This window comes from Telluribacter roseus (genome assembly GCF_017355915.2).
Lineage (GTDB): Bacteria > Bacteroidota > Bacteroidia > Cytophagales > Spirosomataceae > Telluribacter.
On sequence record NZ_JAFEUV020000017.1, the window covers coordinates 1 to 23,639 of the forward strand.

22 protein-coding genes are annotated in these 23,639 nt (G+C 51.5%); 11 read left to right on the forward strand and 11 right to left on the reverse strand.

Translation table 11 applies throughout. From position 1 onward, the window contains the following. Positions 1-189: 189 nt before the first annotated feature. On the reverse strand, positions 190-738 hold the full coding sequence (locus JTN23_RS22390) for a cob(I)yrinic acid a,c-diamide adenosyltransferase (protein ID WP_247237304.1): 549 nt from the start codon (positions 736-738) through the stop codon (positions 190-192). 159 nt (positions 739-897) lie between these two features. Between JTN23_RS22390 and JTN23_RS22395 the strand changes: the two genes are divergently transcribed. The 6 genes from JTN23_RS22395 to JTN23_RS22420 all read left to right on the forward strand — a co-directional run bounded on the left by JTN23_RS22395 (position 898) and on the right by JTN23_RS22420 (position 9,082). Further along, positions 898-1,419: a hypothetical protein gene (locus JTN23_RS22395; protein ID WP_247237305.1), complete on the forward strand. Its 522-nt coding sequence runs from the start codon at positions 898-900 to the stop codon at positions 1,417-1,419. A 5-nt stretch (positions 1,420-1,424) separates the two neighbouring features. After that, entirely contained in the window at positions 1,425-2,660 is a 1,236-nt protein-coding gene (locus tag JTN23_RS22400; RefSeq protein ID WP_247237306.1) for an S-adenosylmethionine:tRNA ribosyltransferase-isomerase, read from the forward strand. Positions 2,661-2,915: 255 nt separating this feature from the next. Next, complete coding sequence (locus JTN23_RS22405; protein ID WP_247237307.1) at positions 2,916-5,714, forward strand: outer membrane beta-barrel family protein; 2,799 nt, start codon at positions 2,916-2,918, stop codon at positions 5,712-5,714. Between the two features lie 130 nt (positions 5,715-5,844). Next, complete coding sequence (locus tag JTN23_RS22410) at positions 5,845-6,570, forward strand: GLPGLI family protein (RefSeq protein ID WP_247237308.1); 726 nt, start codon at positions 5,845-5,847, stop codon at positions 6,568-6,570. Between the two features lie 141 nt (positions 6,571-6,711). Further along, the gene (locus tag JTN23_RS22415) at positions 6,712-8,373 is read left to right on the forward strand and encodes a sensor histidine kinase (RefSeq protein WP_247237309.1); all 1,662 of its coding nucleotides are present in this window, start codon (positions 6,712-6,714) and stop codon (positions 8,371-8,373) included. Then, the gene (locus tag JTN23_RS22420) at positions 8,345-9,082 is read left to right on the forward strand and encodes a response regulator transcription factor (protein ID WP_247237310.1); all 738 of its coding nucleotides are present in this window, start codon (positions 8,345-8,347) and stop codon (positions 9,080-9,082) included. The genes JTN23_RS22415 and JTN23_RS22420 overlap by 29 nt, the downstream gene beginning before the upstream one ends. Before the next feature lie 3 nt (positions 9,083-9,085). Here the strand turns inward: JTN23_RS22420 and JTN23_RS22425 are convergent, their stop codons facing one another. The 5 genes from JTN23_RS22425 to JTN23_RS22445 all read right to left on the reverse strand — a co-directional run bounded on the left by JTN23_RS22425 (position 9,086) and on the right by JTN23_RS22445 (position 14,181). Then, positions 9,086-9,826 carry a metallophosphoesterase family protein gene (locus JTN23_RS22425; protein ID WP_247237311.1) on the reverse strand — a complete coding sequence of 247 codons (741 nt, stop codon included), beginning with the start codon at positions 9,824-9,826 and terminating at the stop codon, positions 9,086-9,088. Between the two features lie 2 nt (positions 9,827-9,828). Beyond that, positions 9,829-10,572 (reverse strand): nucleotidyltransferase, encoded by a 744-nt coding sequence (locus tag JTN23_RS22430; RefSeq protein WP_247237312.1) that lies wholly within the window; start codon positions 10,570-10,572, stop codon positions 9,829-9,831. Positions 10,573-10,688: 116 nt separating this feature from the next. Then, on the reverse strand, positions 10,689-12,461 hold the full coding sequence (locus tag JTN23_RS22435; protein WP_409049468.1) for a family 43 glycosylhydrolase: 1,773 nt from the start codon (positions 12,459-12,461) through the stop codon (positions 10,689-10,691). A 184-nt stretch (positions 12,462-12,645) separates the two neighbouring features. Further along, on the reverse strand, positions 12,646-13,443 hold the full coding sequence (locus tag JTN23_RS22440) for a ferritin-like domain-containing protein (RefSeq protein WP_247237313.1): 798 nt from the start codon (positions 13,441-13,443) through the stop codon (positions 12,646-12,648). Between the two features lie 30 nt (positions 13,444-13,473). Then, positions 13,474-14,181, reverse strand: coding sequence for a ferritin-like domain-containing protein (locus JTN23_RS22445; RefSeq protein ID WP_247237314.1), 708 nt, complete (start codon positions 14,179-14,181; stop codon positions 13,474-13,476). A 335-nt stretch (positions 14,182-14,516) separates the two neighbouring features. Here JTN23_RS22445 and tyrS point away from each other — a divergent pair, with 335 nt between their 5' ends. After that, positions 14,517-15,818, forward strand: a complete 1,302-nt coding sequence (gene tyrS, locus JTN23_RS22450) for a tyrosine--tRNA ligase (protein WP_247237315.1) — start codon at positions 14,517-14,519, stop codon at positions 15,816-15,818. 201 nt (positions 15,819-16,019) lie between these two features. Continuing rightward, positions 16,020-16,613 carry a hypothetical protein gene (locus JTN23_RS22455; protein ID WP_247237316.1) on the forward strand — a complete coding sequence of 198 codons (594 nt, stop codon included), beginning with the start codon at positions 16,020-16,022 and terminating at the stop codon, positions 16,611-16,613. Here the strand turns inward: JTN23_RS22455 and JTN23_RS22460 are convergent. Continuing rightward, a complete protein-coding gene (locus tag JTN23_RS22460; RefSeq protein WP_247237317.1) occupies positions 16,582-17,394 on the reverse strand; it encodes a metallophosphoesterase family protein in 813 nt (270 codons plus the stop codon). The two genes, JTN23_RS22455 and JTN23_RS22460, sit on opposite strands and share 32 nt — an antisense overlap. Positions 17,395-17,734: 340 nt before the next feature. Here JTN23_RS22460 and JTN23_RS22465 point away from each other — a divergent pair, with 340 nt between their 5' ends. Both JTN23_RS22465 and JTN23_RS22470 read left to right on the forward strand, forming a co-directional pair. After that, positions 17,735-18,346, forward strand: a complete 612-nt coding sequence (locus tag JTN23_RS22465) for an outer membrane beta-barrel protein (RefSeq protein WP_247237318.1) — start codon at positions 17,735-17,737, stop codon at positions 18,344-18,346. Positions 18,347-18,405: 59 nt separating this feature from the next. After that, positions 18,406-18,867: a regulatory protein RecX gene (locus JTN23_RS22470; protein WP_247237319.1), complete on the forward strand. Its 462-nt coding sequence runs from the start codon at positions 18,406-18,408 to the stop codon at positions 18,865-18,867. Between the two features lie 58 nt (positions 18,868-18,925). Here the strand turns inward: JTN23_RS22470 and JTN23_RS22475 are convergent, their stop codons facing one another. Further along, complete coding sequence (locus JTN23_RS22475; protein WP_247237320.1) at positions 18,926-19,921, reverse strand: ribonucleoside-diphosphate reductase small subunit; 996 nt, start codon at positions 19,919-19,921, stop codon at positions 18,926-18,928. Positions 19,922-20,246: 325 nt separating this feature from the next. After that, positions 20,247-21,053 carry a glycosyltransferase gene (locus tag JTN23_RS22480; RefSeq protein ID WP_247237321.1) on the reverse strand — a complete coding sequence of 269 codons (807 nt, stop codon included), beginning with the start codon at positions 21,051-21,053 and terminating at the stop codon, positions 20,247-20,249. 127 nt (positions 21,054-21,180) lie between these two features. Between JTN23_RS22480 and JTN23_RS22485 the strand changes: the two genes are divergently transcribed. Next, positions 21,181-22,059 carry a glycosyltransferase family 2 protein gene (locus tag JTN23_RS22485; RefSeq protein WP_247237322.1) on the forward strand — a complete coding sequence of 293 codons (879 nt, stop codon included), beginning with the start codon at positions 21,181-21,183 and terminating at the stop codon, positions 22,057-22,059. A gap of 7 nt (positions 22,060-22,066) precedes the next feature. Here the strand turns inward: JTN23_RS22485 and JTN23_RS22490 are convergent, their stop codons facing one another. Together JTN23_RS22490 and corA are read right to left on the reverse strand one after the other, a co-directional pair. Next, a complete protein-coding gene (locus tag JTN23_RS22490) occupies positions 22,067-22,630 on the reverse strand; it encodes a GNAT family N-acetyltransferase (protein ID WP_247237323.1) in 564 nt (187 codons plus the stop codon). Between the two features lie 29 nt (positions 22,631-22,659). Further along, a complete protein-coding gene (gene corA, locus JTN23_RS22495; RefSeq protein ID WP_247237324.1) occupies positions 22,660-23,604 on the reverse strand; it encodes a magnesium/cobalt transporter CorA in 945 nt (314 codons plus the stop codon). Between the last annotated feature and the right edge of the window lie 35 nt (positions 23,605-23,639).

Genomic DNA, 23,639 nt, shown 5'->3' on the forward strand with positions numbered 1-23,639 from the left:
CTATAAAGCTAAAAGCAGTAGAAGCCCTAGGGCTTCTACTGCTGAATTTGTTTAACTCCAATCACCTAAAAATCTGTATCGTTTTTTTAGGTCGGGACAGATTCCTGATTTAACCAGGAACGGAACAATAACTTTCCTTTCATCTAAATATATCCTCTTTCAGTTGCCTTGACAGCTTACCTACGGTCACTACACCCGCGGCTTCCACGTTACTTCTTCGGCTCCTAATTCCTGCGTCATAATGCGGCAGAGCATGAAGAGGTAGTCCGACAGGCGGTTGAGGTACCTGATGATAATGTCTTCCACTGGCTCCTGATCGTGCAGGTTGATGACCATGCGCTCGGCGCGGCGGCATACCGTACGCGCCACGTGCCCGAAAGATACGGAGTGGTGGCCACCGGGCAGCACAAAGGCCCGCAGGGGCGGGAGCTGTGCATCCAACGCATCCATTTCCCGCTCCAGCAGTTGTATATCCTCCTCGTGCAGGTCGGGTAGGCGTTTGCGGGTCTGGTCGGGTTCGGAGGCCAGGTGGGAGCCAATGGTAAAGAGCCGGTCCTGCACTTCCTTCAGCAAGTCACGGCGCCCCTCGTTGACGGGCTGGTCGCGCAGCAAGCCTACATAAGCATTCAGTTCATCCACGGTCCCGTAGGCTTCGATGCGTACATGCGCTTTGCTCAGGCGGGTACCTCCCACAAGAGTAGTCGTGCCCTGGTCGCCGGTTTTGGTATATATTTTCATAGGTAAATCAGAAAAATGGTCGCTGCAAGGTAAGTAATCGGGGGATATCATTCCCTAGCTGACAACTTCTTTCGCAGGATTAGGTTTTGGAAGGTGCTCCACCTAATTTTGCGGCATTAATTTAGTCATAGCATTTTACCCCTTTCTATTTAAGTATACATGAAAGTAACAACATTCGGAATAAAGGTCTGGAGAGCACTCTCGGTACTGTTTGTCGTAGGCTCTCTGATATGGACCTATACCGTATTTCCTGAGTCCGTGGCGGTTGATTTTAACGAAGTAGGAACACCTAAAAACTACCTGAGCAGAGAGGCTGTATTTTATATCGCGATGGGACTTATCCTGTTCAACAACGTGGTGATCATGGCCGTTGCCCGCCAGATTCCAAAGGTACCTTCTCAGCTACTCCCTATCCCCAAGCGGGATGAGTGGCGCCTGCATCGCGACGAGCTGAATGAGCACTTGCTCAACTGGATCTACTGCCTGGTAGCTGCCATCAACACCATTTTGGCGCTGAGCTTTTTCTCTCTGGCGACGGTCAACAGCAGCCAGTTCAAAAACGACGTATTTGATTTTGCCTGGTTGTTCTACCTGGGTGTAGGTATGCTGCTGATCATATTGGTGTCGCTGCCTATACGCCTGATGCGTCCTCCCGTTCCCAAAGAAGAAGAGGAGCTGTGACCCCTATGAATCACGAATGGCTGCAACGGGCCGAAAGGATCCGGCTCGAAGAATATGAGTACGCTCTCCCCGATGACCGCATAGCCCGCTATCCGCTGAGCCCCAGGGATAGCTCAAAGCTACTGGTATACCAGCAGGGCGAAATTGATCATCACCATTTTTACAACCTCCCCGAGCACCTGCCCGCCGAGGCGCTGCTGGTATTTAATGATACCCGTGTGATACCCGCGCGGGCGTATTTTCAGAAGCCGACTGGTGCTACCATAGAGGTGCTACTGCTGCATCCCGAGGAGCCTACCCGCATCATCAACGATGCCATGCTGGTACGTAACGAGTGCGTGTGGGAGTGTATGATCGGAAACAAGAAAAGGTGGAAGCTCGCAGAAACGCTCACCACTACCCTCACCGTATCCGGACAGGAGTTAGAGCTGAAGGCTTCCTACGCCGACTATGAACACAACCGCGTACGGCTGCAGTGGGACGCAGACCTAACGTTCCTGGAAGTAGTGCAGGCGCTGGGTGAGATACCCCTGCCTCCTTACCTCAAGCGCGACACCGAGGAGAGCGACAAGCAAACCTACCAGACGGTATACGCCCGTCAGGAGGGCGCCGTAGCGGCGCCGACGGCCGGTCTGCACTTTACTGACAAGGTATTTGAGCAGTTGGACCACAAGGGCATCCGGCGCAGCTTCCTGACGCTGCACGTAGGCGCAGGTACCTTCCAGCCCATCAAAGCGGGTACTGTGGTAGAGCACCACATGCACGCCGAACAGGTGGTATACACGCGGGAGCTGATCGAGCAACTGCTGCAACGGATAGATACCATCATCGCGGTAGGTACTACTTCGCTGCGCTCGCTGGAAAGCCTGTACTGGTACGGGGTGAAGCTACTGCGGCAGGATACTACGGAGTTCTGGATTGAAAAGCTGTATCCGTATCCCTTTGCCCCCGCCGATCTTCCCTCTGCGCAGGAGGCCCTAACGGCTATACTTATCTATATGGATGAAAAGGGTGTGACGCAACTGGTGGGCGAAACGGAAATATTCATCTTCCCCGGCTACCCCTTCCGGCTGTGCCGCGGCCTCATAACTAACTACCACCAACCCGGCTCTACCCTTATCCTGCTGGTAGCCGCTTTCGTAGGGGAAGACTGGAAGAAGATATACAACGAAGCTTTCGCCAAAGACTACCGCTTCCTGAGCTACGGCGATTCGTCACTGCTGTGGCGGAACAGTCATTGAGTGAATGGTGAATGAGTGATTGAGTGAATTGCTATACGAAAGTTGATTGCGGATTTGCGAGTTATTAGATAATTCGCAAATCCGCAATCAACTTTCGACACTTTCTTCCTTTCCTCCCCTTCTCCCTTCCTGCTTTCCTCCTCCTCCCTTTAACCTTATTTAACATTGTTGCAAGGACTATTAACCTAGTTCTTCAGAGGGCTACGGTACTTTTGGTGCATCGATCATTCGACACAACAAAAGCACCTGTTAGCCATGAAAAAACTTTCCTATCTCCTTCCTCTGCTCCTGTACTGGCTCTGCGCGCCGGCTCTAGCCCAGACGCCCGCCAAGGTAAGCATCAGGGGCGCGGCGGTAGACTCCGCCAGCCACCCACTCGACGGCGCCACCGTCATGCTCCTCAGCGGCCAGGACTCCTCCCTGGTCTCCTTTGCCCGCTCCCAGAGCAACGGCGGCTTTGAGTTTAAAAACGTTGACAACCGGGCCTACCTGCTCCAGATTACCTACGTGGGTCTACAGAAGTACACGCAGCCGCTGGATGTACAGCCTACACCAACGCTCGACTTGGGTACCCTGCACCTGCTTCCGGTTCCGAAAGACCTGAGTGAAGTCCTCATCAAGGGAGAGCGGGCGCCGGTGCAGATTAAGCAGGATACCATTGAGTACAATGCGGGCTCCTTCAAAGTACAGCCCAATGCCGTCGTGGAAGACCTGCTCAAACGCCTGCCGGGCGTGGAGGTAGAGCGCGACGGTACCGTACGGGCGCAGGGCCAGCAGGTACAACGCGTGACGGTGGACGGCAAGGAGTTCTTTGGTCGTGACCCCAAAATAGCTACCCGCAACCTACCCGCCGACGCCATTGAAAAGGTACAGGTACTGGATCGCAAATCGGACCAGGCGCAGTTTACGGGCATTGACGACGGGCAGCGCGAAAAGACCATCAACCTTACGCTAAAAGAGGAGAAGAAAAACCTGACCTTCGGCAACCTCACCGCTGGCGCCGGTCCCGACAACCGCTACTCTCTTCGCGGCAACCTCAACCGCTTCTCCAAAACAAAGCAACTCTCCCTGCTCGGCATGGGCAACAATGTAAATCAGCAGGGCTTTTCGATGGACGACTACATGAACTTCACCGGCGCTGCGCAACGGATGATGTCGGGACAAAGGGTACTTATCCAGATCAATGGCGACGAGGACACCGAAATACCGCTCAACTTTGGCGGACGCACCAACGGCTACCTCACCAACTGGGCCGGGGGTGTCAACTTCAACAACCAGATTACCCCCAAAACCGAGATCAACGGCAGCTACTTCTACAACCAGCTGGGCCAGGATATTGGACAGCTGGTCAATCGCCAGACGTTCCTGCCTAACCGTACCTTCAGCAGTACCCAGAATACCGCCCAGCATACCGGCAACACCACCCACCGCGGCAACCTGGTACTGGACCAGAAGATCGATTCGTCCAACTCCTTCCGCTGGACCAACCGCTTCGACTACCGCCAGAACAACGCTGCCGTGACTGGTGAAAGTCGTGCCTTTGCCGGCAACGGGGAGCTCGAGAATGAGGGGGTTCGGACTACCTTTTCACAGAACGACGGTATCCGGCTGAACTCGGAGTTGCTGCTGCGTCACCAGTTCCGGAAGAAAGGCCGTACTCTGAGCAGTACCCTCACCTTTGGCTTGGATCAGAACGACCGTAATGGTACCCTCAACGCCACCAACCGCTTCTTTGACGGGGATAGCGCAGTACCTACCCGAATAGATACCCTCCGCCAGCAGAACGAGCAGACCAATGACCGGCAAAACTACGGTGTCACCCTCTCCTACACCGAGCCTATAGCCAAACGCAAGTACCTTGAGCTGAATTACGCGTGGCAAAAAGCCCTCAACGACGTGGATCGCCGGGTATATGATTTAGGAGGCGAAGGCCTCAGCCGCCGCCTCAACCAGCAGCTCAGCAACCAGTTCCACAATAGTTTTACCTATCAGCGCGGGGGCTTTAACCTGCGTACCAACCAGAAAAAGTACAACGGCTCCATAGGACTGAGCGTGCAGCAGTCGTCGCTGCGGGGGGAACTCGTAAGGCAGGACGTGGACATTAACCGCAGTTTCCTGAACGCGCTGCCCAACGCCCGCTTCCAGTACAACCTGGGCGACACCCGCAACCTCAACCTGACCTACGATACTGACGTACGCGAGCCGGGTATTCAGCAGCTAGCGCCCGTGGTGGATAATACTGACCCGCTCAACATCTATGAGGGTAATCCCAGCCTGCGGCCCGAGTACAACCACCGGTTTACGCTGCGGTACTTCGACTTCAACGCGCTGCGGTCCAGCAATCTGTTTGGCTTCCTGAACTTTACCTACACCGCCAACCGCATTACCGACAGCCAGCAGATCGACGAGCGGCTGGTACGTACCTTCCGTCCTGTCAACGTGCGCAACGACTACACCTTTAACGGCGACGTGTCGAAGGGCTTCCGCATCCGCCCCATCAACACCCGCGTGAGCGTAAGTACCAACCTGCTGTACAACCGCTCCATCACCCCCGTCAACAACATCGACAACCAGACGCGCCGCCTGGTGAGCCGCAACACGCTACGCCTTGAGTACCGCTACAAGGAGGTATTTGATATCGCAGCCAGCGCCCGCCTCACCTACAACCAGACCGCCTACTCGCTGAATACGTCGCTGAACCAGCGCTTCACCAACCAGAACTACGACATCGAGGCCAACTGGCACATCGGCAAGGTAATTCACCTAAGCTCCACGCTTGACTATGCCATCTATAACTTCCCCGACTCGGATTTCAGTCAGCGGGTACCCATCTGGAACGCATCGGTGGCCCACGCGTTCCTGAAAAACAAGCGGGGAGAGCTGAAGCTATCGGCTGTGGACCTGCTCAACCGCAACGTAGTCATCAACCGCGTAGCCCAGGCCAACTTCGTACAGGACGAGCAGATCCGCTCCCTGCAGCGGTACTTCCTGCTCAGCTTTACCTACTCACTAGGTGCCAAACCAAAACCCCAGATGAGAGGGTTCGGCGGATAACCCGGCAGCTTTGATTTATTGAGTGAATGAATGAGAGAATGAGTGATTATTAGCGTGAGAGCTCTGTGCTAAAACTCTAAATAATTTGTGGTAAAAATTTGAAAGCAAGCATTTTAAACCAAAATAAAGCATGAAAAAGATACTGCTAAGTTTACTGATTGCTGTTTACTCGCTGGGAAGTACCCTGGCTCAGACCAATGAAGGCATTGTCCTCTACGACCAGAAGATCAACATGCACCGCCGCCTGCCTGATGAGTCCATGAAAGCCATGATGCCGGAGTTCCATACTGATAAAATGCAACTGGCACTACGGGGGGCGGAGTCGTTGTACAAGAATGTGGAGGTCAGTGACGTCGATGAGGAAGTAACCGATCAGAACGGCAACGCCATGCGGATGGTGATCCGGGTACCGCAGAACGAAATCTATCGTAACTTTGATCAGAAAAAAGGGGTGGAGCTGCGCGAACTAGCCGGACAGAAGTTCCTGATTCAGGATGAACTAAAACAGACGCCCTGGAAACTGACCGGCGAAACGAAGAAGATCAACGGCTACGACTGCATGAAGGCTACCTATACCCAGCCCGAGCGCAACCAGCCGGTGGTGGCCTGGTTTACGGAGGCTATCCCGGTACCCAGTGGTCCGGCGGGTTATGGTGGTCTGCCGGGGCTGATTCTGGAACTGGATGTAAATGACAGCGAGATAGTCTATACTGCCACAAAGCTGGACTTCAAAAAACTATCCAATACCGACCTGAAGGTACCTGCGGGAGGTAAGAAGGTTACAGAAGCCCAGTTCAATAAAATCCGCGATGATTTTATGAAGGAGAGAGGTGGCATGATACGTATAGGTGGTTAGTAGGAGGAGCTTTAAGCTGTAGGTTATATGCTATATGCTTTTGGTCCTATACACCTACCGGCACTAGTACAACCCAGGCCATAAACGAACCTATCAGATTTTAGAATTAGATATCACAAATAGCCTGATAGCAGCTAGCTCATGCAGCGATCGAACAGAAATATACTACCCGCCACCCTGATGGTCGCCAGCTTACTACTGCTGGCGGCCTTTCAGGCGTTCTGGCTGCGACAGGAGTACGCTGAACAAAGGGACCTGCTGCTGAGAGAAGCAAACCTGCTGTTTGCAAATACTGTACAGGCACTGGAAGACTCCGTAATTCAGCAGAAAGTAGCGGTATCCTTTCAAGGTGAAAAAACTGACAAGGTAGTTTGGAAGAGGTCTACCAAACAGGGCAGCTTACAGGCCGATACTTTGGTATTCTTCCAGAGCCACACTGCGCCGGGTCAGGACGAGGCAGGAAACTCAATACGGGACTCCGAGCAGGTATCCAATATAGAAATCCGGATCATGGGTACATCGGCCGAAGGCGATTCTCTGAAACAGATGATCAGTCGGGTGCTCAGGCCGGTGCAGCGTCGAATTAATCTCCACAAAAAGAGTCCAGATGTTAACGGTGGCGTCCCCGGCCCCCCACCGCTCCAGCATGACCGGTTTCTTGTCCGTCTGGGTAACGATACCTTACCTATCAAAAATCTGGAAGCGGCCTATGCGCAACGTCTTCAGAAGGCAGGCATCAACCTGTCCTTTACCGTCAGACGTACTCCTGAGGCTCGCGGCAACCAGGCTCCCGGGCCTCCACCCGCTTTGCCGGCACCCGGCCTTAGGTCTATTATTTCGAGGTACTCTGCGGTCTTTACTGCGGCCCTGCGTACGTTGCCGGTACCTAGTAGTATGCCTATGGATTCCAGATATTCTGCGATCTTTACCGGGCACCAAGGTTTTCTTTTTCGGAAAATCATTCCGCAGCTCCTGTTCTCGGTGTTCCTGCTAGCTGTGACTAGTCTGGCTTTTGCCGTCATTCACCTGAACTTACAGCGGCAGCGGCGGCTCATCCAGCTCAAAAACGACTTTATCAGCAACGTAACGCACGAGCTCAAAACACCCATTGCCACCGTGGGTGTAGCGCTGGAAGCCCTGCAGAGCTTTGACGTAGATCGTAATCCGGAGCAAACCCGCGAGTATCTCGACATCTCCCGCAAGGAGCTGGACCGCCTCTCGATGCTGGTGGATAAGGTACTTAAGATGGCGCTCTTTGAACAGCAGGACTTGGCGCTCACACCCGAGCGGCTGGATGCAGACCAACTGGTCCGGCAAGTATTAAGTACAATGAAACCCCAGCTGGAAAAGTACGGAGCACTATGTACGTATGAGCCGCACGGAGACAACTTCACCCTGCTTGCCGATCGCGTGCACCTGACCAACGTGCTGTACAACCTGCTCGACAATGCCCTCAAGTACAGCGAAGGTACTCCCACAGTTAGCATTAGGCTAAGTACTACGGATGAACAGCTAAGACTGGAAGTACTGGACAAAGGCATCGGTATACCCGCGGAGTACCGCCACAGAATTTTTGAGAAGTTTTTCCGGGTACCTTCCGGTAATATCCATAATGTAAAAGGCTACGGCCTCGGACTCAGCTACGTCGCCAGCGTAGTGAAGGCCCACCAGGGACGCATTGAGGTGGAGAGTGAGCCCCAGCAGGGCAGCCGCTTTACCCTACTTCTGCCACGTGGCCTCCATCAGCCAATTAATAATAACACCACAAGTACCCATGACACGCATCAAACTACTGTACGTTGAGGACGAGCCCTTTCTGGGCAAAATCGTGAAGGAAAGCCTGGAAAGCCGCGACTTTGAGGTATGTATGGTGGCGGACGGTGGCGAAGTCATGAGCAAGTACCTGACCTTCGGGCCAGACCTGTGCGTGCTGGATGTGATGCTCCCGCACCGCGACGGCTACGAACTGGCGCAGGAGATCAGGAGCATCAACCCACGGATGCCTATCCTGTTCCTGACGGCCAGGACTCAGACGGATGATGTATTAAAGGGATTTCAGTCGGGGGGGAATGATTACATTCGGAAGCCATTCAGTATGGAAGAATTGATCGTACGTATCCGAAACCTGTACCAGTTGGCCGGCACAAGAGGCGATGTGGCACCACAGCATTCAGCTTCAACAGGTACTTCTCCCCTGAGCGAAAGCATTCGGCTGGGACGGTACCAGTTTTACCCACACCTATACGAACTACATCTGGGCGGGCAGGTACGGAAGCTTTCGCACCGGGAAACGGAGTTACTGAATATCCTGATCGAAAACCGCAACTTCAAGGTACAGCGCCGCGACATTCTGATGCGGGTCTGGGGGGATGATTCCTTCTTTAACTCGCGAAATCTGGACGTGTATATTACCCGCCTCCGCGACTACTTCCGCGAAGATCCCACCGTAGAGATTGTGACCTTGAAAGGTGTAGGGTACCTGTTCAAAGGAGCTGAACAGGTACAGGCGTAGCCACTATACTTCGAACAGGTAGAAAGGCGGAGTATATCCGGCCTTATTCAGAATGTGCTTGGCTACATTAAATACCTTGGTACCACCTCCGTTGATCTCTCCTTCGAGGGTACCTACGTGGGCATGACCATGGAAGGCCGCTATTACATTGCGCCGGCGAAGCGGTTCGGCCAGGCGTGAAGAACCCAGAAACGGATAGATTACCTCCGGCTCACCCACGATAGTTTCCTTTATGGGAGAGTAATGGAGTACCGCAATCTTCCTGATATTCTCGTGATCAGCATCGAGGCGGGCCAGCGCACGGTCCAGGTGCAGGGCTTCGTCTACGGCTTCCTGCACAAAGGCTTTCATGGCTCCCTCTCCGAACATGGAGAGCATGTGGTTATCGAATCCGCCGCCAAAACCCTTTACTCCCGCAAATCCTACTCCTTTTATTACCACAGCTTCGCCATCCAGTACATGTACATTTTCACCCTGTACCACCTGGCGGATCAGCTTATGACGGTTTTTTTCATAGTCATGGTTGCCCAGTACGGCTACTACCGGTATTTTGCAGTGCTTCAGTTCTTCGGCCAGTACTTCGGCCTCCATTTCGTCACCGGTATCGGTCAGGTCTCCACAGAGCAGAAGTACATCGGCCTGCTCGGATACTGCTTTGAAACACTCTGCCCACTTGCCTTTGTCCGTCTCCCGAACATGTATATCTCCAACTGCTGCTATTCTTACTTTCGGCGTTTCTTCCATAGTTAGGTAGTTTTGATGGTGGATACTTTATAATCCCACTCTTTGATATCAACCATGTACTGGGTCTGATCAATGACAGGTCCGCGGCATACCTTTTCCAGAGCCGGTGGCAGATCATACTGCTCATGAGCCCGCTCCATCAGCTCGTCAAAAAGCCATTTAGGGATAATATCGTGGTAATCAGATGGGTACACAAACTGGAACAGCAGCAGCTGAGCCAGCAACAGGTGCCAGTGCGGATCCATCCGGAACAGGACGCGTTTCCAGTCCATGTTCTTACCGTAGCGGAGTATGATATGATTGACATCGGCTCCATCGTAGCGTTCGCGATTCTGAACGTACATCTTACACCAGATCAGCTCTTCGGGAGGTAGAAAAAGCACATCCACTCCGGCAAACTGAGCCCTGGAAGCATGTTCATACCAGCTATCATCTACCGTACAGATGTTATTGACGGTATCAAAGATGATGTCAATAAAGTACTCTCCATTAAATACCTTAGCCAGCCACCGTACGTCCGTTAGCTGGGTTTCGAAGCCTTTATCAGCAAAATGCTTCAGTATCTTGGGGTACTCACTTGGCTTACAAAATATATCCAGGTCTTTGGTGTCACGGTAGATGCCCGTGTAGTGAAACATGGCAAAAGCTCCTCCCAGCATATAGCGGGTTCCACACTCGTTCAGCATGGTCAGCGCCTCGCGGTAAAAGGCTTGAGATTGTTCTCTCTGCTCTTCGGTTACAATCATATAGCGGTTGTGTCAACTGTTATTTCATCATTATGTATGGTTTGTCCCATCCCGTAGCCACACTTTTCAGGTGCATGCAACTACTAATAAAATAACGTGCCATATGGTTTTCACCACTACCTCTTCCCCACCACCTCGCTCACCCGGGATACACCATTTTCGTTAAAAGCTTCAATGGCAAAGTAATAAGGTACTCCTACGTTCAGCGCACGCAGCTCCAGTGTATTGGGCTGGTCAGCCCAAATCTGGTACGTCTGGTACAGTTTGTCCGGCCCTATTCCCCACAGGATGTTGTACCCTACCGCACCCGGTACCCGATCCCAACTGATGTCGGCGTTACGTTCGTCCTTCTGACGTACTACTTTGAGCCCGGCCGGGGTAGCCGGTGCCTTGCCGGTGCCCTTGCCAAATACCCTCATGTCGCTGATGGCCAGATTAGGCGCCCCCACGTACACGTGCTCATAGCGGATGTACTGGGCCCGCACCGCCTGTGGCAGCTCCACGTAAGCGCAGGGGCGGTCGCGTCGGGGCTCTCTGGTCAGATCCGAAACCAGATCCCACTTCCTCCCATCTCGTGATGTATAGAGCTTAAACTGCGTGTAGACTTTATCAGGATCATTATCGAAGATATCCGACTTGTAGTCGGTGTAGTTGATCTGGATAGCACGTACCTCATGCTCACTCTGCAGGTCCATCGTCAGCGTTTCGCCGGGTTTGTTTTGCCTGGCTACCCAGAAGGTCCGCGGGTTTTCATCCGTTACCTTATCAGCCCGCATAGTATCCTGCACCGACGAGGCCGTGACCGGCTTGCGGTACGAGAGCAGCATCCAGCCCGTAAACAGCTCGTTGCGGTCCTGCCACTTCCTGGTGGGGAGGTAGTGGGGCAAATCCCCAAATCGGGTATTGGCGTAGAGCTGATCGTCCTTATCAAAACCCGCCGGGAACATGGCAATCCGGCGTTCAAAGTTCCAGTTGACGGCGATCCAGGGCGTGCCGGTATTCCAGTAGTTGCCGTGGTTGTCCTGGAAGGTATTGCCGTGCCCCGCGCCCTGCACAAAACCGCCCGGCTTGTAGGAGAAGGGGTTGTAGGGGGCGTACTCAAAAGGCCCGAGCGGGTCTTTGCTTACGTAGGTACCATTGGCGTAGACGTTGTACTCGGTACCCGGCGCGCCGTACTGCAGGTAGTATTTGCCGTTGTGCTTGTTCATCCAGGCCCCTTCCATGAAAGGCTTGATGGGGTCGGAGTGGTTAGGGCCAAAGCGCTCCCAGCCGTGCTGGTACTGGTCCAGCCAGAACATGGGCTTGTACTCGCCTTTATAGGCGAGGCGCTTGCTGTGGTCGAGCTCAGCTCCGAAGATGGGATACACGTTGGACGAGCCCCAGTACATAAACCAGCGGTCGGTATCGGGGTCATGAAAAATACCCGGGTCCCAGGGACCAATATCCTTGGGCAGGCGCGGCATCCAGCGGTTGTAAAACTCCAGCTTGCCCTCCTTAGGCTCTACGGAGTACAGGATGGGCCGCGACTCAAAGGTAGACTGAAACAGGAACAGCGTATCCCGCACCGACAGGGCCGCCGGCGCGCACATATCTTCAAAAGGCCAGCGGTTGGGTATGATGTACTTCCAGTTAACCATGTCCTTGGAGTGCCAGTAGCCGCCCGAAATGGTAGCGAAGAGGTAGTACTCACCCTTATGGTTCACAATAACCGGATCAGCGGCAGAGCGGTAGGAGATACGCTCATTGAGTTGTTCGAAGTTGTACTTGTAGTCAATGTCCATGGGGTTGCAGTAGGTACGCTGCGTAGCCGACTGGCTATGAGCCACGGTGGCTCCCCCCATACCAATCAGAAAGAGAAGTAAGTACTTTAAGAAGGTAGTACGTAACATAGTAGTAGTCGTAAGCTTATAGGTACACGGGTTGTGTGCTACCTAAAGCAACGTCACGGCTACCGCTACTATTGGGTACTGCTTTACAGACTGCTGTTATCGTATTTATACATAAACATAGGAAAAGAGCGGACCTGCTACTGCAAGTCCGCTCTAAACACTATCTATTCCAAAACCCCACTCTCTACATTACGATGAAAGGCCCGGCAATCGCCAGTACTGCTTCCTTCGTCAATGGCTCATCAAATGCCTCTGTAACGGCTTCCTTGGATTTACCGGCAATACCCATGATGTTAACACCCGCATGGGTAGTATTATCTTCACCCGCATATATCGGAGCAGGTGATCCTTCGGCATTCGTGATCCAGGCTTTTATATTAGGATCATTTCTAAGATCGCTTAATTCACGACGCACTACAGCAGCGTGGCGCGCTTCTACGGAGTGAATGCGAAGCGCCGTTTCCAGAATCGCATCATCGTTGATCAGGTTTCCAGCCTGTCCTTTATAAGCCCGTACTCCCAGATCTTCAAAAGCATGAGCAAGGAAGACAAAGTTTTCATAGCTGGCGAATGGATCTATGCCAGCCGCTGAAAAGTTGAAGTTTGGCTTATTTTGGTTAGCTGTCAGACCCAGAGCACCTTCCAGTAGCTTTACGTGGGCTACCTCATGCTTTCTGATCTGATCAAACATATCCCGGCGATTAGCAGGAATCAACCCTGATCTATTAAGACCCATGGTATAGAATTCTGCCTCCAGGTACTCCAGCGTAAGTGCAAATTTCAGCACTTCCACAGCCATAGCCGACTGAGCTGTTGCTTTATTGAATACAGATGCTACTGCTATGGGGGCAGCTACAGCCGCTGCTTTAGTACCGAGCTTACCCAGGTTGCTAATAAAGCTACGTCGTGAAGCGTGTTCCAGCCGATCAATAGCTTCACCGTCTATTTGCTGGAGATCATCTATAATTTTGAATAAGTTCATAGTCTTTGTAGGATGTTAATGGGTTGATAATTATTTCGGCAGGTTATTAGCAGTAATGCGGGTCTCGATAAATGGCTGAGCATCGGCCAGGATCATGGCTGGCTCCTTGGCCACATCCAACCCATTGGCATCTACTACATCATCTCCAGCAAAATATCGTGATCTTGGCTGAAGGAGGTCACGGATCGCTGCCGCGTGACGAGCTTCTACCGATACAATCTTACCCGCTACTAACAGGAACTGAACATCCTGAAGGTACTTTCCTGCACCATTGTAAGCCGCAACTCCAGTATCCTCAAGTACACGAGCCGTACCCAATACACTAGCCCGGTCATTAAAATTAATAGAAGAGAAATTAACTTCGAGGCCCGGAATGGCTGAGGTTCCAAGAGCAGCCTTTAAAAATTCACGGTGTATAATCTCATGATCCCGTATATCCGTCAGCATACGTCTTTCTTCGGCAGTCATCCCCGAATAAGCCATATCGATCACCTGGGTATAGAAAGCAGCCTCCAGTTGTTCCAGGGCGTAGGCATAGTTAAGGATTCCAATATCTCCTGATCCCAAATCTACTGTGGCATCAGGCTCCATATCGTGATCCTGACAAGCCCCCAGTATAAAAGCTCCGGTTACTGCTGTCAATCCTGCTGATCGTAAGAAAAAGCGCCGGCCCACTCTGGAAATGATCTGATTATCCGGGGAGTCGGGATTGTTGAATGGGTTTTTAATTATGCTCATAGTAGTAAAGGTTTTGTCACTCCCGGACCTCGGGAGGTTTCTTAGCAATACTTACGTACCTGCTCCTGATCCGGATCATTAAAAATAGTATTTGACTATATCACCGTCAGGTACTTACATACCACTTGTTGCACTTTACACATAACCCTCCCCTATACTTTGATAGTATTGTAGCACTATTCTCACATAATTATTTTTAGCTATTTTTTTAGCTTCTTGCCAAAGTCACTGTTTCTCAGTGCTGTCTCCCGTGGAGTCGGCTTCATTCCAGTCAGGTACTTCCAAAAAATCACTGTAACTTTGCGCACCATTTTTTGACACAGAACGATTAACGAATGAAACTTAACTTCATAGAGGAATTGCGCTGGCGGGGCATGCTGCATGATATGATGCCCGGTACCGAAGAACAGCTCAATAAAGAAATGACCGCCGGCTATATCGGCTTTGATCCTACGGCTTCTTCGCTGCACATTGGTAACCTGGCCACAATCATGCTGCTGGTACACTTCCAGCGGGCGGGTCATAAGCCATTCGCTCTGGTTGGTGGCGCTACGGGTATGATTGGTGACCCCTCATTTAAGGCCGCCGAGCGGCAGTTTCTGAACGAAGAGACCCTGCGTATCAATCAGGAAGGAATCAAAGGCCAGCTGGAGAAGTTTCTGGACTTTGACTGCGGCGACAACTCCGCCCAGATCGTCAACAACTACGACTGGTTCAAGGGCATAGGCTTTCTGCAGTTTCTGCGTGAGGCCGGGAAGTTTATCAGTGTCAACTACATGATGTCGAAGGACTCGGTAAAGAAGCGCCTGGATACGGGTATCTCTTTTACTGAGTTTTCGTACCAGCTCCTGCAGGGCTATGACTTCTACCACCTCTACAAGCACCACAACATGCGCCTGCAGATGGGTGGCTCCGACCAGTGGGGTAACATCACAACGGGTACTGAGCTGATCCGCCGGAAAGAGGGCGACGAGGAAGACTTCTACAAAGCCTTTGCCTTGACTACCCCCCTGATCACCAAAGCCGACGGTACCAAGTTTGGTAAGAGTGAAGGCGGCAACATCTGGCTCGATCCTACCCGTACGACTCCTTACCAGTTCTACCAGTTCTGGATCAACCAGTCCGACGAGGATTCTCACCGCCTGCTGCGCGTGTTTACGCTGCTGTCGAAGGAGGAGATTGAAGATCTGGAGCGCCAGCACGCCGACGCGCCGCACCTGCGCATCATGCAGAAGGCCCTGGCTCAGGACGTAACCACCCGCATCCACTCAGCCCGCGACTACGAACTGGCCGTAAAAGCCTCGGAAGTGCTATACGGCAAAGCCACGCTGGACACCCTGCGTAGCATCGCCGCCGACGAGTTCGAGACTATATTTGAAGGGGTACCCCAGACCGAGATCAGCCGCGAAGACTGGAACTCCTGCCCAAACATAACGGAGCTACTGGCAACCGCTACGCGCGGAGAGGTATATGCCTCCAAAGGAGAAACCCGCCGCGCCATCCAGCAGAATGCCGTGAGCATCAATAAGGTAAAGGTGTCGGGCCCCGAGCAGCCCTTGAGCGAGTTCGACCTGCTGCAGGACCGGTTTATTCTGGTATCCAAGGGCAAAAAGAACCATCTGGTGAAGGTTAGCTAAGGCTGCCTGCTCTTATATAATTTCCACGCGTGGCACGGCTCTAAACCGTGCCACGGGTACTTCAGGGCCTTCCAACTTATGAGTAGGTCCCTGCTTGATCAGACCGTATACTAAGATTTCGCTCAGAAAATAGTGTACTAGCAGCCCTTGATTGAGGATACTGTCATAATTTGTCTGCAGTAATACCTCATTCAACGTTCTATGCTCCATACACTATTGCCCGCCATTGTATTACTTCTTTCCATTTTTGCCACTACCGCAGCCATTGCACAGGATCAGCCCAGGAATAACCTCTATCTGGAAGTCGGTGGAAATGGCTTATTCTCCTCTGTTAATTATGAACGACAATTAACTGCCACACCAGGACTGCAGGTGCGGGTAGGGGTTGGTATTTACATTGAAAGGGGGTTTTACCTGACAGTTCCTGTTGGCATTAATTACCTTTTCCCATTGAGGGACAAGCGGTCTTTTATCGATGCCGGATTAGGAGCTACATGGGCATTTGCGGAGGGACGTCTGTTTACGAACAATAAAGCTTTGACGGATGAGCGCATTTTTAACTTTGTCCCAAGCGTAGGTTACCGTCGCCATGCTGCTAAAAACCTTATGTGGAAGATAAGCGTAACCCCAATAATCAACGACAGTGCCTTTACCCCGTGGGCTGGAATATCCCTTGGCAAACGCTTTTTAGCATCCATCGTTCTATATAATTTCCACCCGTGGCACTGCTTTGAGCTGTGCCACGGGTACTTCCATAAGTACTTCAGGGCTTTCCCTTACCTGAGTAGGCATTGATGATAGGAGACGCGGCCGGATTATACTGGTACGACTGCCAGGTACCATCCTCATACACCTCCACGATCCGGTATCCCTTGTAAGTAGTCCCCCAATTTCCACCAAAGTGTCCGTCAAAAAAGTAAGGCTTTCCACCGCTGGTTTTCTGGCCGTCTTCGTCGTGGTCATGGCCGTGGAACATACCCAGTACATTAGGCGTTTTCTCGAGTAGTTCGCGTACCTCCGGACAGTCCACCCCATTGGCCGTCCACTTGGCCGGTGTGATGTGCAGGAACACAAAGATGCCCTTCTTGCCACTGTACTTGGCCAGCTCACCGCGTAGCCAGGCTGCATCAGGGCACAGGTACTCGCCCTTTTCGTTGGAGGTGTCGCCCAGCAGAAAGGCATAATCGCCGCGGGCGAAGCTATGGTTGGTAGGGTACCCCCAGGTATCGCGCCATACGTCGTTGCCTACGCGGTCGTGGTTGCCGCGGGTTACGTAGAAGGGAAACGTCAGGCGCTTCAGCGTGCTCTTCAGGTCGTAGAGGAGCGTAGGTTCATCATGAATAAGATCGCCGTTGAATACCACAAACTCAAGCCCCTTCTGCAGCTTTTCCTGATTTAGCCACCTGATTATGTCATTATGTGTACTTTCAAAATCCGTATCGGGCTGTCCGTAGTGGCCGTCTGAGGCTACGGCAAAGCGTAGTACGGTTCTGGGAGGCTCAGGCTTTCCGAAGGGCGCAGTAAATAGTGAAAGGGCAGGAAAAACTTTCAGGAAGTCACGTCGGGCAAATGGCATAGAGGCTGTTTTAAAGGGTTCGCTGTACTGGTATAACGATGCTCAAAGTTATATCTTACGGCCTTCTCTTCCATCTTCAAAATAAAGATAAGAACTTTTCGACCTCGTCATCCTGCTGCGCCCTGGCAGCGTATATAGGGTAGCTTTGACCCGACCGTAAACTAAACCGACAGAACATCATCCTACAAAACTCGTTTGTATACGTAGCCAGGCAACGCAGGCTCAGGTTCACGGAGATTTCTCCAGGATGCGCCTGTACATGATTATTAGTGGATAGTAGTGAAACAGACCAAACAATTTTGTATTTTAACTATAAAGAAAGCAACGGACTAGTACACGCATGACCAAAACACTTCATACCTTACTCCTGGGATTCCTGGTAGCACTGGCCAGCCAGCTACCGGCTCACGCCCAACTTAGTATTGATGCCACAGCGGGCTACGGACTCCCTACCGAACCGGGGAGCAAAGGCATTTGGGGGGGTGGAATAGGTGTCAAGCATTATTTTTCTTCAAAGCTGGCGGTAGGAGGCCGTATTCGTGCCTACTCCGAAACCATAAGAGAAACAGCCGTCCTGGGTAGTAGTACCCTTAGAGCTGCTACCATTCCTATCATGGCTTCTATCCAGTACTACCCCACCGAGTGGGATCTTCATCCCTATGTAGGTATGGAAGTGGGGCTTATCCAGACAATAGTAAATGCCCGAATTGACTACAATGATCGCAGGATCTATAACGACACGATGGGCGACACTGGCTTTGGGTTTGCGCCTAAGGTAGGGATTGGCTACGATCTATCACAGGGACTGGCTCTAACGGGTGAATTTCTTTATAATATTGGCTTTCCCAAAAATCTGGCCGGTACTACGCAGTTTGATCTGGTCAACTCCAGCAAGTTTCCAACCCTGCATGTGGGCGTCTCCTATACCTTCGGCAACCGCTTTATGAAGTAAAAGGTCTGGCGTATCTTTGTCAATAGCAAGTAACCTACCAGCCATCACCTGACTACTGCATGGACCGTCTGATATTACAGAAAGCAGCCAGCTACTGCGCCTATCAGGAACGCACGCAGGACGAGGTACGGAAACGCCTGCAGAAATGGGGTGTATGGGGAGAAGAGGCTGATGAGATCATTGCGGAGCTTATCTCCATGAACTACCTCAGCGAGGAGCGCTTTGCCAAGACCTACGCGGGTGGTAAGTTCAGGGTCAAGAACTGGGGACGACTGAAGATCAAACAGGAGCTGAGCCGACGCGGCCTCACCGACTACAACATCCGGCAGGGCATGGCTGAGATCAATGATGAGGCTTATGCAACCGCCCTGGACGAGCTGCTCAGCAAAAAGCTTATCGCCCTGCGACGTACCGAAACCGATCCGCTAAAGTTAAAACAGAAGCTGGTCCGGTTTGCCATTGGCAAAGGCTACGAAAGCGACCTGGTATGGCGAACCATAGAGAAGCTACTGGAAAAATAAGAAACCCCGCTTGATGGCGGGGTTTCTTTATTGTATCGGAAGACTGACTGCTACTCGCTCAAAAATCTTCGTCGAAGGCAATCTTGTGTGACGATTCTTTGTCGTTCATACCGGACATAACACCGGCTTTCTGATACTCGCCTACACGCTTTTCGAAGAAGTTGGTCTTGCCGGGCAGCGAGATCAGCTCCATGAAGTCGAATGGGTTGCTGGCACCAAAGTGCTTCGAGCAGCCCAGACGCTCCAGCCAGAAGTCAGCTACGTACTCGATGTACTGCTTCATCAGCTCGGCATTCATACCAATGAGTGATACGGGCAGCGCCTCCGTAATAAACTCTTTCTCAATCTCTACGGCATCCAGAATGATTTCCTTTACGCGAGCTTCGGGGAGCTGGTTCTTGATGTGCTGCGTGTAAAGCAGACAGGCAAATTCACAGTGCAGACCTTCGTCGCGTGAGATCAGCTCATTCGAGAATGACAGACCCGGCATCAGGCCGCGCTTCTTCAGCCAGAATATCGAACAGAATGATCCGGAGAAGAAGATACCTTCCACCGCCGCGAACGCAATGATACGCTCGGTGAAGTTAGGGCTGTTGATCCACTTAAGTGCCCACTCCGCTTTCTTCTGTACACAGGGTACAGTATCAATAGCGCGCAGCAGACGGTCCTTCTCAGTAGGATCCTTGATATAGGTATCAATCAGGAGCGAGTACGTCTCGGAGTGGATGTTCTCCATCGCGATCTGGAAACCGTAGAAGCACTTCGCCTCGGCGTATTGTACTTCGCTCAGGAAGTTGATAGCCAGGTTTTCGTTCACGATACCATCCGAAGCCGCGAAGAAAGCCAGTACGTGCGAAATAAAGTGACGCTCTCCGTCACTAAGGTTCTCCCAATCTTTCTGATCCTGCGACAAATCAATCTCTTCGGCCGTCCAGAATGATGCTTCGTGCCGTTTATACATTTCCCATATATCAGAGTGTTTGATAGGGAACAGAACAAAGCGCAACGGGTCTTCTACCAGCAGGGGCTCTTGTTGGGTATCTACTTGTGACATAAAATATGACTATTTGATTATTAGACTGTAAAAAGTGTTTTGAAGTACTGAGATGGCAAGTCAGAGCTCAATTCAGCATAAGACAAATCTACATCCTTATGTCGGGAAATTCAACTGCGGCGGGACCACCTACTCCTGCTTATTTAGAAAAATTCTATTTCTAAAGAGCTAACTTTGTAGCATTCAACCCCTTCTAAAAATAAAAACTTTTATAAGTGAAAAGCGCCGTATAGCCTCGCCTTCAGAAAGTTAGGTAGCTGTTAATCAAGTCAGAATAACAGGCTCACTACTACATGCAATCTCTCCCGAATGACATCCTATTCCATTACTGCTTCTGCAGGCCGTTCAGGCAGTACAGGTTTCCGGCGCGTTGCTTTTCTTCCATAAGCCGGTAGTTGATGTTCACCTCATCCTGCGAGTAGTTGGGTTTGTGGTACGTATGGTATACAATAGCCTTATGCTTCATTGATTGTACTTTCAGCCCCTTGCTGAGCAGCCTCCACTCTATATCCACGTCTTCACCTACACCGGCACGGATGTAATCTTCATCAAAGCCATTGACCTCTATCAGGTGCTTGCGGAGTATGCCCCAGTTGCACCCCCATATACCCTCCTTCTTCCTGCGGTTGATGAACGGAAGGTAAAGAGCATCCCTGAGACGACCCGTGCCGCTGAAGAGCAGGTTAGATAGTGACAGGAGGCTTAGATCTTTTGTCTGAATGAGCTTTTGGGTCAGGGGCTGGCTCAACATAACCCGACGTCCGAACAGGGCTACTCCCTCAGCGGCATTTTTGAGGTACTCTTTGATAAAGTGCCGGTGGGGTATGCAGTCACCATCCAGAAACACCATCAGATCAGCCTCGGCCACGGAGATAGCCCGGTTGAGCATTTCATTCTTTCTGAACCCGTCATCCTTGGGCTGGTAGATGTGCTTAACCGGAAATGGTAGCTGATTTACTTTGGATTGAATAAACTCACGGGTCGCGGCCGAGCAATCATCCTCCGCAACAATCACTTCAAAGTCACCACAACTCTGCGTTGACAAAGCTTTCAGGATCAAATCCAGAACGGGGATATTCTTATAGTAGGCTACTACGAGTGAAACTTTGCTTCTTCCTGATGTATGCTTCATTATCTAATAAATATCATGAAATTTGTCGGCTATTGTTCCTTATTTAGTAAGCTCATCCACCTAACATAGCCAGATTAGAGGTAAAGAGATCAGACTCCTCTTTGTACTTAGTCGGCACCAATGATACATGATTACGGAGACCAAAAAACAGCGCGAAGTTGCAGAGGCTAAGTTCTCTATCCTAATACCTACCTGGAATAATTTATCCTATCTTCAACTTTGTGTTGAAAGTATCCGCAGAAACTCCACGTTTCCACACCAGATCATCGTCCACATCAATGAAGGTAAAGATGGCACCCGCGAGTGGGTCAGGCAGCAGCCTGACCTGAGCTACACCTACAGTGACGCCAATATAGGAGTCTGTTATGCCCTGAATGGTTGTGCTTCACTAGCTTCGACTGATTATATCCTGTACATCAATGACGATATGTACGTATGTCCGGGCTGGGATGAGGTGTTACTTAATGAAATTCATACCATTGGCCATAAGTACTTTTTCCTCTCCAGTACCGCCATTGAGCGTGAGCCGCAAAGCTCGTGCTCGATCAAAGGCGACTACGGTAGCAGCCCCGCTGATTTTGAGGAGGAGCGCCTGCTGAGGGAATATACTACCCTACCTATGGAAGACTGGCAGGGCGCTACCTGGCCTCCCAACGTAGTACACAAAGACCTGTGGAATCTGGTAGGTGGATACAGTACTGAATTTTCGCCTGGTATGTACTCCGACCCTGACTTTTCGATGAAGCTCTGGCAGGCGGGTGTACGGCTATTCAAGGGACTAGGTAGTAGCCGTGTGTATCACTTTGGCTCGGTATCGGTAAAAAGGGTTAAGAAGAACAAGGGGTACTATACCTTTATCCGCAAGTGGGGAATGACTTCGAGTACCCTTTCCAGATACTACCTGCGCCGGGGCGAACGCTTTGACGGCCCTCTGACCGAGCCATCTGTCCCTACCAAGGTCAAACTGAAGAATCTACTGCGGAGAACAAGTGTAGCCCTAAAATGACCAGCTGTTATCTCAGGTCCCAGGCTACGATATTCCATTCATCCACGTGGTCTATATGAGTATAAATAGTACGGAAGCCTACCCGCTCGTGGGCCCGCTGGGAGCGGTAGTTGGAGGTAGATATCTCTGTGACGAGTAGTTCGTAGTCGGCGCTGTACAGTTCGCGGTGTTTTTTATATAGGGCATCAAAGAGTCCCTGCCCGCGGTACTGCTCGTCCACGCATATCTGCCCCATCACGTAGTAGCGGTAGTCGCGCAGGTACCTTCCCTCCCGCTCTACTTCATCGATGATCTCGAACATAGGTTGCAGGTCCGGAATGAGCGTCCCCATCTGGGGTAGCATCGCCAGGGCATACGCTACTACCTTACCCTCGGCTTTGGCGACCACCTGCGGCGTCAGCGACTGCATCAGCTGCAACTGTTCCCACTCGTGGCTCACCGTCACAAAGCCCTGCTCCCGTTTGGCCTGCTCCGAAATATTGGTCTTCAGATTCTTTCGCTGCAGATCCAGGATCTGATGCAGGTCTTCGTCGGTCTGGGCGTGGGTAAGGAGGATAGTTTGGGTTACCATGTGCTTGATGATAAAGGGGGTTTAAACTACTAAATCCACCGCTTGCGACGGAAGAACCAGAGTACTACCAGTGACGAAATGAGCATCAGAATCAGCGAAAAACTAAATCCCCAGTTGCGATCCAAGGTAGGCATTTCTTCGAAGTTCATACCAAATATACCCGCGATCAGCGTCGGCGGCATGAAGATGATCGTCACCACCGTAAAGATCTTGATCACCTGGCTCTGCTCGAGGTTGATCAAACCCATAAACGTGTTCTGGAGGTACTCGAGGCGCTCAAAGTTGAAGGTAGTATATTCCAGCAGGGAGTTGATGTCTTTCAGAATAATGCGCAGGTGCTCCTTCCGGTTCTCGGGAAATTGCTGGCTCCGCAGAATCCCCGATAGTACCCGCTGCTTGTCTATACTCGTCTCGCGAAGCATCATGGTTACCTCCTGCAGCTCACTGATCCGGATCAGTACTTCCTGCCGGGCCTTCTGCTCGTGGCTCAGGTCCTTACTAATGGCCGAGATATCACGTGAAATATTTTCCAGCGAATCCGCATCGGTTTCGATACGGGTTTCCAGGATGAGCAGCATGATGTCTACCCCCGATTGGAAGGTATCCTGGCTTACCTTCATCTTCTTTACGGTATCGGCAAAGGTCTTGGAGTCGCCCTGGCGGTAGGTAAATAGCACGTCGTTGTGCAGAATGAAAGAGACTGGATAGGTTTCATACCCATCGTTGTGAATCCGCAGGAAGTTGGAGTTGGCGTTAATGGTATTATTCTGCTCAAAAAACCGCGAACTACTCTCAATCTCCACAATTTCCTGCGGCGTCTGAAAGCTTACATCACACTTGGTCTCTACCCACTCTTCCTCTTCCGGCGAGGGCGACTGCAGATCTACCCAAAGTACATTGGATACGTTGCCCAGCTCACGCACGTCGGTTTCACGCTTTAATATGCGGCCTTCCTTATAGAAAATACGTACCATACTTGTTGATGATAATCCTGAAAAATTACAACAGA